The 6,598-nt window shown below is 37.0% G+C and carries 5 protein-coding genes; 1 reads left to right on the plus strand and 4 read right to left on the minus strand.

The window, feature by feature from the left end; translation table 11 throughout:
- Positions 1–245: 245 nt before the first annotated feature.
- Positions 246–818: a tyrosine-type recombinase/integrase gene (locus AC1DTM_RS15690; RefSeq protein ID WP_088099833.1), complete on the plus strand. Its 573-nt coding sequence runs from the start codon at positions 246–248 to the stop codon at positions 816–818.
- Positions 819–1,371: 553 nt separating this feature from the next.
- On the opposite strand, the gene ltrA is transcribed toward AC1DTM_RS15690, so the two are convergent.
- From ltrA to yknW, 4 genes are all read right to left on the minus strand, one after another.
- Positions 1,372–3,033, minus strand: coding sequence for a group II intron reverse transcriptase/maturase (gene ltrA, locus AC1DTM_RS15695; RefSeq protein ID WP_477000454.1), 1,662 nt, complete (start codon positions 3,031–3,033; stop codon positions 1,372–1,374).
- 1,188 nt (positions 3,034–4,221) lie between these two features.
- Positions 4,222–4,386, minus strand: coding sequence for a hypothetical protein (locus AC1DTM_RS15700; RefSeq protein ID WP_087945994.1), 165 nt, complete (start codon positions 4,384–4,386; stop codon positions 4,222–4,224).
- A gap of 206 nt (positions 4,387–4,592) precedes the next feature.
- Positions 4,593–5,378: a prohibitin family protein gene (locus AC1DTM_RS15705; RefSeq protein ID WP_002107239.1), complete on the minus strand. Its 786-nt coding sequence runs from the start codon at positions 5,376–5,378 to the stop codon at positions 4,593–4,595.
- A 311-nt stretch (positions 5,379–5,689) separates the two neighbouring features.
- Positions 5,690–6,385 (minus strand): YknW family membrane protein, encoded by a 696-nt coding sequence (gene yknW / locus AC1DTM_RS15710; RefSeq protein ID WP_088099226.1) that lies wholly within the window; start codon positions 6,383–6,385, stop codon positions 5,690–5,692.
- Between the last annotated feature and the right edge of the window lie 213 nt (positions 6,386–6,598).

The following is a 6,598-nucleotide window of genomic DNA, read 5'->3' on the forward strand; positions in this document are numbered from 1 at the left end:
TTACTTTGTTTTGTTCTATTTTCAACATAAAACCATCTCCTTTTAACAATATTATACTATTCTTAATCTTATTAATGTGTATATTGAATTATATATATCTAATAAAAAAGCGAATGTAAACTTTTAAATATTAGTTTACATTCAAATCACCTAAAACATTGACTTCATCCTGATTCCTCTGATATTCTTAAAATACAAACCAAAAGTATACATTCAAAACACTATAAATAAAGAGGTCAAAAACCATGAGCAAAAAACCACATCTCATTGATGTCCAACCTATCCGTAGCAAAGAACAGATTGAAGATATGAAATGGGCCCTCAAACGCCACTGTTCAGAACGAGACTATATTCTCTTTCTAATTGGAATCAATACAGGATTACGTGTCAGCGATCTACTCCAAATTGAAATACAAACCATAGTAAAGTTAAAAAGAAAAAAGAGAAAAGAATTCAAGATCAAAGAAGGAAAAACAAAGAAAGAACGCATCATTAATCTTACTTCTATTTTTGATGAAGTCTATTTGTATGCCCAAACACTAGAAGGTACCTGGTTATTCTCTTCACGAAAAGGGGATCAACCCATTAGTAAGATCCAGGCTTATCGACAATTGCAAAAAGCCGGAGATTTTGCCGGCATAGAGTCCATTGGTACCCACACCATGCGCAAAACCTTCGGCTATTGGTTTTATAAACAAACAAAAGATGTCGCTATGTTGCAAGACATACTCAATCACAGTACACCACAAATTACACTTAAATATATTGGAATCAATAAAGAGGAGAAAGATAATATCTTAGATACATTTCAAATTTAAAAAATAAACCATCCTAAGCAAAAAAATAAAATAAGCTGTCCATATGGACAGCTTATTTACATAATTATCGAAGTCGGAAGTAACTTATTATTTTACGTGAGGTCTCTTCTTTCTCTTTAGGAATACAGCTCCTACTATCAGGAGTATCCCAACTCCCAAAAGTCCATAGGATACAGAAGGGTCAGCAATCACAGCCACAGCTACTGATCCATCATTACTTTGGAAGCTGAAAGAACTAAGAGTTAAATAACCGAATGTAATTAAGAGAAATCCCACTATAAATAGAAGTATTTTCAAGCAATACACCGCCTTCCCTTTTTATTTTCACTATATGCTAATAATCTAAAGGAAATAATAAACAGAAATTTCTTTATTTTCCCTTAGTATACCATTTGAAGAAAACTAACAGTGAACTAAATTTCAACTGTATAACCTATACATGTTCAGTTAAGTCGGGTAAGCGAGGGGCATCACTGCCCCTAACTCCCCTAAGAACCGTACGTGACAGTTTCCCATCATACGGCTCAAGCCTTCTTTTTATCCGGTCACAGTATCATTGTAGGCAGGGTAAGTGGACGAGTCGTGCATTTCCATTAGGCTGTAAGTGACTTTGATGAATGGGTATATCCTTTACAATGACCTTTTCTCCATTTTGCAGAGGACATTTGCATATTGCACAGCGGTACCCTTGTTTTCTAGCCAGCTTCATTCTATCCATTGTATTCTCTAGGTTGAAAACCTTACGGTCTCGCTTTTCCCAGTATCCCTTGAGAGTAGGATTGTCGGGACTGTTTTTGTACATAACCATAACGTGTCTTTCAATCTTTATCCACGGCATATGTAGTAGCTGAATATTTGTCTTCGGACAGGTTGGAACCCATACATTCCCTCCATGATGCGGGGCTTTATAGTATCGTGCTCTAATCCATTTCCATGACTTTTTAGGATGTAATTGTCTGAGATGTTTACGTACCTTCCAGAATACATAGTTTGCTATCTTGCTAAATATCCTCTTAGACACTACATGTTTCCAATATTGTCCGTAACCCCTGATAATTGGATTCAATACCCGAATAACTTCACCAATAGGTTGTCCTTTCATAGTACGAAGTGTATCTCTAATCTTCTCTTTAGCTTTCTGTATGCCGCTCTTACTTGGTTTAATAAACAATTTATTTCCTTGCCATGTCTTGTACTGTCGGATTGAAAATCCTAGAAACTCAAAACCTCGCTCGATGTGTGTAACCTTCGTTTTTTCTGGGCTTAGTTCCAGTCCTCTATCTTTCAGATAGGGACGGAGTCTCTCATATATAGACTGGGCTTGCTCTTTTATTTCCGCTAGGACGACAAAATCATCTGCATAACGCACAAGAGCTATTTTACAAGCGGGATGGATAATGTAGCTTCCATTGGCTTTGTAATTCTTTTTGTAAGTGATACCTAATGCTTCTTCCATTCCATGAAGTGCGACATTAGCTAATAAAGGTGAGATAATTCCTCCTTGTGGAGTTCCTTCCTGCGTTTCAGAGAAAGCATTTCGTTCCATGTACCCCATTTGAAGCCATCTTTCTATAAGCGCGCTCCCGGGGAAATTGGCTAATTGTTTGAGTATCCAATTATGATTCAGATGGTCAAAACATCCTTTGAAATCTCCTTCAAATATCCATTTCTTCTTACTACCCCCGTTAATCCTGTTGAAGATACTACGTATGGCATCATGTGTACTTCTTTTAGGACGGAAACCATAAGAATTTGCTTCAAATCTAGATTCCCATTGTGGTTCTAATGCGTTTCTGACCATATTTTGATATACTCTGTCTTTTATTGTGGGAATACCTAAAGGTCTTAACTTCCCATTGTTTTTGGCGATGTATATACGTTTCGCTGGTTTCGGATGATGTCGAAGGATATTCTGCTTTCTAAGTTGCTCATATAATTGATTTCTTTCCCTCCGACTTAACGCTGTATGTTCATCTACTCCAGGTGTTCGCTTTCCTTTATTCTGTTGCGTCACCCTTCTAATGGATATTAGTAAGTTCGCCTCACTCCTTAGGAGTAAACGTTGAAGTTTTCTTACCTTTCTACGTTGATTTGACTGTTCGGCACGATAAATTCTTTGTCGTAACTTCGTCACATACATTTGGATTGCTTTCCAATCCGTTGAGTTCCACTCTGTATACGAGACATGCGCCGACGCTCGTTCTGAGGTGTTCATAACTGCACGCTCCTATTCGTCAGAAGATAACTTACAGATATATTTCCGTGTTGAAGACCTATAAGAAGTGGGCTCTCTTTCGAGCTTGTCATGGGATTGTCCGTGAGGACGACAATATCCGTTCAGTTATACTTGTTGTTTTTCTGTTACCTTTCGGGACAACGGCATTCGCTTTTTCCTATATCCTTTACCCTCTGTCACATCGCTTGACTTTACAGCCTCACTACTGATTTCCCAGATGACATAGGGCTTACCAAGTTTCACATTCCACAGATGCGGTAGGGTTAGGTGGACTCTTTACTCCGGACAAGATGCGGGACGCGACGCGACGCGGCAGTGTTATGAGCCTGCCTTTCCTCTTGTCAATACCCAAGCGGGGCTGTACATTATCTTGGGCTAATGGTTACGAAGCTTACAAGTCTTCACTTTCGTTCACCATACCTATCTTCTCCTAGCAGTTTTCCAGACCATGTACTGATCGTCTGTTTCCGCATTTCCTCATGCAACCCACAAGCCCGTTACCAAGCTTGCAGTTTCGGACGGAGATGGTCTTAGCGTCTAGACTAGTAGCGAAAGCTACACTGTAAGAATGCGACTTCTTGTCGCACCATAACGTCTCATTATCGGTAGCAAGGAAAAGGCGGATCCCTACTATCACAAGGAATTCGCCTTTTTCTTTTTCTATGACTCTATTCATTTTTTTATACATTCCTATCCTGGCGTGGGTTTCAGGGTTCCCGTTTGTTATTGGATTGGCCGAAATGCTGGCGGTACCCCTCATAGGGAGTACGAAAGTTTATCAGATTTTATTGGAAGTAGTCATGCTGATAGTGAGGCGTATTGGTTATATAGGGATGGTGACTACTAAACTAAACAAAAGAGTTATTTGAACAACAAAAAGCCCTGCAAGGGGAGCAAGGGCTGGGAACGGGGTATCATGAATTGCCGAATTAATAACGAATGACTTCTTCGAATGAATTTAGTGTAACACACAAACTTGTATATATCTGTTACGGAATTATGAACAAAGGGGAAATGAGAGATAAAAGAGCAGCTAGCAAAAGCTAACTGCTCGGCTCTCGACCAAGAGAGTAAGAATGGGAAGAATTTAAGGAAGATTTTTCAAAGCCCTGTCTACAGTGTTGACGGAATATTKAGTTTTATTTGAAGGGAATTATAATCTACAAATTAGATTATGATAGTCGATATGCTCCATATAGCCCAGAAAAGAACTAAAAATTCTAGTGAAATCCAAAGTGTTTTTTTTTCAGGTCTTTGCAATTCTTTTATTAAATAAAAAACAGCACTAATCGCTATAATGATGGAAAGAACGAGGTCTATCTTATCTGTCAATTTAATCACTCCTAATTTTAAATTAAATTCATTATATAACGAATTTTAAATATTTAAATGATTAGCGGTAAGAATTAAGCAAAATTTAAACAAAATAATCCTTTGTGCGACACGCTTCCTCATTATAAAAATCCATTAATCAACAAAAAACGCAGAGGGTTTTAAGTCCTGCGTTTTTACTTTCCTTAACTAGCTTAAAGAGCTTATCATTTCACTTGTACAAACGGCGTGGCTCCACCACTTACTTGCGGAAGTTTTCCGTCCCACTTCTCAATTTTCTTTATTTCTACTATTTCAGGAGATAGAGATTGTTTTAAGATTTCGTTTGCCTGTGCCTTACCTTTTGCTTCTTCTATATCACGTTCCGCTGCCACAATGGCTTGTTTTTTCTCAATCTCTAGTTTTTCCAATCTTTGTTGTGCATCCACAACACCCTGAATTGCTTTTGCTGTATTTTCGTCTGGTTTTGGTGCTTCTAGTGTTACTGAATCAACCATAAATCCAGTATCATCTACAGTTCCACGAAATTCTTTTTCGATCGCTGCATTAATTTCTCCTTGGTGTTGAAATACTTCAAGAACGGAATACTTTGAAAACACGTTAAGCGTAGCTTTTTTGATACGTGTTTGTAACCAACCATTCTCAATCACATCTGGAGATTGCCCTTTAAATTTGTTATAGATTTTAGGCAGTTTTTCTACATCGTTTGCATAGTCATAAGATAAGCTAACTGCCAATGGCTTACCATCCTTCGTTTGTACATTGAAATTCTTTACTCGTACCGTTTCTGTAGAAACTGGATATTCTGTAACACGTTTAAATGGCGAAACTAGATGCCAACCTTGTCCTAATGTTTCTTTTTCAACACCTGTACTTCTATTATAAACTACACCTGCATGTCCTTGTTCAATTACTTTCACACTCATTGCGGTTAAAATTCCAACTACTACAAGTCCTACTCCTACTATAATAGCGCCTATTTTCTTCTTCATTTCTTGTCTTCCTCCTTGAAGATATTCTTCATTTTTAATGCGAAATTACCTATCCAGTCGAAAATCCCTAACTTACCAACTACGAACCAAACCACCGACAAAATCAGCACCAATAAGAACACGCCCACCACTAATGAATACATCAGATGCCTCCCTTCTCTTCACAGCATGCTTTTCTTCAACAACTCACGCTCCATATATAAGAAATGATCATAAATATAATTTCCATTTGTATTTGGCATAAGAAAGACTGTTGAAAAATGATCGCTGACTTCAAATATTTTCAAACGTCCCCTCCTTATTCATTTTGATTACATAGGTACACCAGGTAAGAATGTTGCTATTAATACCATAATGGCAGTTAAGAATACTATTTTAATAATGAATAAAATAATAATCGGAATAGCTGCTTTTACTTTACTTAATCCCGCTGTGATTTGTAATCCTAACCAAACTAGAACTAAATTCCATATGTAAAATACTTCAATTGCATTACCAATCCCATATGCAAATGTACCTTCAGCAAATATTGCACCTAAACCTGTATAGTGTGTCGATCCACCACCCACAATGAAACTTAAAATAGTATTTATAAGTTCACCAACGATAAGAATAATGTTTGTATATATAACTATGGTTAATAATGTTTTATAAGATGTATCATTTCTAAAAAATATCATAAACACTTTGTAAATAACTGCTATAAACAGTGCTCCAATCATTGCACCCACAAAATTTGATACGATCCCAGAAATAACTTCCCCTGTAAGTGTACTCTGTCCAGCAAGTTCTCCTAATTCTTTCCTCATTCGGACCATCTCAGGTGATGTATACATCCCATACTTACTCAAACCGCCTAGAAGTCCTTGTAACAGTGCTACTAAAAAGAATATCCCCCAAACTTTTTCGCTTGTTTTGATCCTCTCAAACTGTAGGCTAGGAGAAGTAAACATTCCAAGTAGTGATGGTTTCTTCTCCCATTCTTCCATTTTTACATTTGTTTGCATTTTGAATCCTCCCCATTCTGTCCCATTAAAATTATATGTAGTAGGAATTTTTCTCTTTACTACATGAGAGATGTATTCATGTATCATATCTTCATTTTAATAAGGTACACAGAAAATTATAAGTTCTAAAAACAAGTTCATTTGACCTTGTTTTTAGAACTTATAATTAATATATATTGAATTTGCTGAAAAATCAACAAGGAATTCAGATAA

The sequence above is a fragment of the Bacillus sp. P4_D3 genome, from assembly GCF_056401855.1.

What these genes read in the sequence shown, in the direction of transcription:
- AC1DTM_RS15690 (WP_088099833.1), top strand. Translation starts at nt 246, where the DNA reads ATGAGCAAAAAACCACATCTCATTGATGTCCAACCTATCCGTAGCAAA.
- yknW (WP_088099226.1), bottom strand. Translation starts at nt 6,385, where the DNA reads ATGCAAACAAATGTAAAAATGGAAGAATGGGAGAAGAAACCATCACTA.
- AC1DTM_RS15705 (WP_002107239.1), bottom strand. Translation starts at nt 5,378, where the DNA reads ATGAAGAAGAAAATAGGCGCTATTATAGTAGGAGTAGGACTTGTAGTA.
- ltrA (WP_477000454.1), bottom strand. Translation starts at nt 3,033, where the DNA reads ATGAACACCTCAGAACGAGCGTCGGCGCATGTCTCGTATACAGAGTGG.